General features: G+C 71.8%; 3 protein-coding genes. All 3 read right to left on the bottom strand.

The window, feature by feature from the left end; all coding sequences use genetic code 11:
• Nucleotides 1-1,023: aminotransferase class V-fold PLP-dependent enzyme (locus tag G4D87_RS36250; protein ID WP_163787366.1), on the bottom strand; the 1,023-nt coding region annotated here is incomplete at its 3' end.
• Nucleotides 1,024-1,120: 97 nt separating this feature from the next.
• Nucleotides 1,121-2,413, bottom strand: coding sequence for a Tol-Pal system beta propeller repeat protein TolB (tolB, locus tag G4D87_RS36255; protein WP_163787367.1), 1,293 nt, complete (start codon nt 2,411-2,413; stop codon nt 1,121-1,123).
• On the bottom strand, nt 2,410-2,838 hold a 429-nt coding region (locus G4D87_RS36260; protein WP_163787368.1), incomplete at its 5' end, for an energy transducer TonB. The genes tolB and G4D87_RS36260, both read right to left, overlap by 4 nt.

Raw genomic sequence — 2,838 nt, forward strand, 5'->3', positions numbered from 1 at the left:
CACGTAGAGCGGGGGCGGGGGGACTTCGGGGAAGCCGTCCGGCAGCGTCACCGTGGCCATGCTGCCCATCATGTCCTCGGGGCAGGTGGGCTGGGTGCCCAGCCGCGCGCACAGCAGGCGCTGCGCCGCCAGCACCTGGGCCCGGTTCGACGCCATGACCTCCGGCCAGCCGCCGGGGAGCAGTCCGCCCATGAAGCGAATCACGTCGGGCACACAGAGCATGGGCGACGGGTCGTGTGTCCCCGTCCAGTCGAAGTCCAGCCGGAAGCGGGAGCGGTCCGTCCGCCGGGAGTTGTGTCCGTGGCTCACGGACAGGGGCTTGATTGCGGGCTGGAGGTCGCGCCGGACGTGCAGGAACGCGGCGCCTTTGGGGGCGCACAGCCACTTGTGGCAGTTGCCCGTGTAGTAGCCGGCGCCCAGCGCGCGCAGTGACAGCGGCAGCATGCCCGGCCCGTGCGCGCCATCCACCAGCGTCTCCACGCCGCGCTCGCGCAGGGCGGTGACGAGCCGCGCCAGCGGCAGCACCAGGGCCGTCTGGCTGGAGACGTGGTCCACCAGGAACAGGCGCGTGCGCGGGGTGACGTGGGGCAGCACCGCGTCCACCACCGACTGCGCGGACGGCACCGGCCAGGGCAGCTTCGCCACCACCACCTTGGCGCCCCACTGCGAGGCCACGAAGTCCAGCGCGTTGCGGCTGGCGTTGTACTCGTGGTCGGTGGTGAGCAGCTCGTCGCCGGGGGCGAAGCGCAGCGAGCGCAGCACCGTGTTCACCCCCGCCGTCGCGTTGGGGACGAAGCCCAGGTCGTCCGCGTCCGCGTCGAGGAACGTGGCGAGCGCGGCGCGGGCGTCATCGAGCAGCGGCTCGATTTCGCGGTGGAGGAAGCGCACCGGCTCGGCTTCCAGGCGCGCGCGCAGCTCGGACTGACGCTGGAGGACGGCCGTCGGGCATGCGCCGAACGAGCCGTGGTTCAGGAAGACGACCTCGGGGTCCAGGCTCCAGTGGCTGCGGAAGGGCGCGCTCATGCGGGAGGACTCGACCCGAGCGCGCCCCGGCTGTCAACGTGACGTCCTGGCGCCGGGCGTGGGGCGCTCGCTGGCGTCCCACGGGCCCTGGGGACGGCTACTGCGCCTGCGGCAGCGGCGACCAGTCCGGCGTCTGGTAGACGCCCTTCTCGGCGCGCAGCGGGAGCTGGTTGTTGCCGTCCGCCGTCATGACGTGGAGCCGCGAGCCGCCGTTGCGCGTGGACGTGAAGACGATGAGCCGCCCGTTGGGCGAGAAGGCGGGCTCCTCGTTGCTGCCCTGGTCCTGCGTGAGGCGCGTCACCTTGCCCGTCTCGACGCTGATGGTGAAGAGGTCGAAGGCGTTGCGCTCGTCGCGAGCGGTGAAGACGATGAGGTCTCCGCGCGGCGACCAGTCCGGGGTCTGGTTGTAGTTGCCCTGGAAGGTGAGCCGGCGCACGCCCGTGCCGTCCGCGTTCATGACGTAGACCTGCGGGCTGCCGCCCCGGTTGGACACGAAGGCGATGCGCTTGCCGTCCGGCGACCAGGTGGGGCTGGTGTTGAGGCCGTAGGGCGTGTCGGTGAGGGCGCGCGCGCCGCTGCCGTCCGCGTTGGCCACGTACACCTGGGCGCTCTCGCCCTCGGCCAGCGAGTACGCGATGCGCTTGCCGTCCGGAGAGAAGGCCGCGCCGGTGGCCATCTGCCCGCCGGAGACGACGGCCTTCGCCTCACCGCCGGGGGACTGCACGTAGATGTCCGGGCGATTCTTGCGGTACGTGGTGAAGGCGACCCGCGAGCCGTCCTGGCTCAGCGCGGGCAGGATGTTGATGCCGCCCTTGGTGAGCGCCCGGGCGTTGCCGCCGTCCCAGTCCGCCACGTACACGTCGCGGTTGGCGCCCGCCTTGCGCACGTAGGTGATGCGCGAAAGGAAGGGGCTGGGCTCCTTGGTGAAGTGCCGGTACAGCGCGTCCGCCAGGCGGTGCGCCAGCAGCGAGGCGCTGTCGCCGGGCGCGTCCTTGGACACCTTCAGGTCCTCGCGGCCGGTGCCCACGTTGAACAGGCGCAGCTCCCCGCGCAGCACGCCGCCGTCCTGCGCCAGCGACACCTTCACGAGCGCCTCCGCGCCCACGTCCGCCCAGCGGCTGAAGTTGATGCTGGCCGCGGCCATGCCTTCCTTCGCGTCCGCCGTGAAGCCCTTGCGGTCCAGCACCTGGAGGATGCCGGAGGCGGCCAGGTCGAAGCTGAAGGCCGCGTCGAAGGGGGCCACCAGCGCCTTCGCGCCGTCGTTCTGCGTCAGGGGCGCGGGCACCGCCACCGGCAGCGGGCGGAAGTTGGCGCCGGAGATTTCGATGGTGGGCGCCTGCGCGAGCGCGACGACAGGGAGGAGCAGCAGGGAGAGGAGCAGGGCTTTCATAGGGCGTTGAACACCAGGTTGACGCCGCTCTTCTGCAGGGCGTCCCGGAGATGGTCCGGCGGAGGAGAAAAGGGCGCGGCCTTGCGCACGGCCGTGACGACGGCCGAGTCGAAGAGGTCGTTCCCACTGGCCTTGGTGAGATTCACGTCCAGCACTTCACCCGTGCGGCCCAGGCGCACCGCCACCGTGGCCTTGAGGTGCAGCCGCTCGGATTCGGGGATGGTGTCCGCCACGCTGTAGTGACGGCGGACCTGCGACTGGAGCAGGCCGAAGTAGCGCTCGCCTTCCGCGGTGGCCGAGTCGCCGTCCGGGTCGCCGTCCTCGGCGCCCTCCGCCTCCTCGGGCTCGGCCGCCTTGGCCGTCTTGTCGAAGGCACCGAAGAGCCGCTTGCGCCGGTCCTCGCCCGTCGTCTCGCCCTTCTGCGG

Source organism: Myxococcus vastator (genome assembly GCF_010894475.1).
Classification (GTDB): Bacteria; Myxococcota; Myxococcia; order Myxococcales; family Myxococcaceae; genus Myxococcus; species Myxococcus vastator.

Coding starts and splice junctions, on each gene's coding strand:
- tolB (WP_163787367.1), bottom strand. CDS start 2,413: ATGAAAGCCCTGCTCCTCTCCCTGCTGCTCCTCCCTGTCGTCGCGCTC.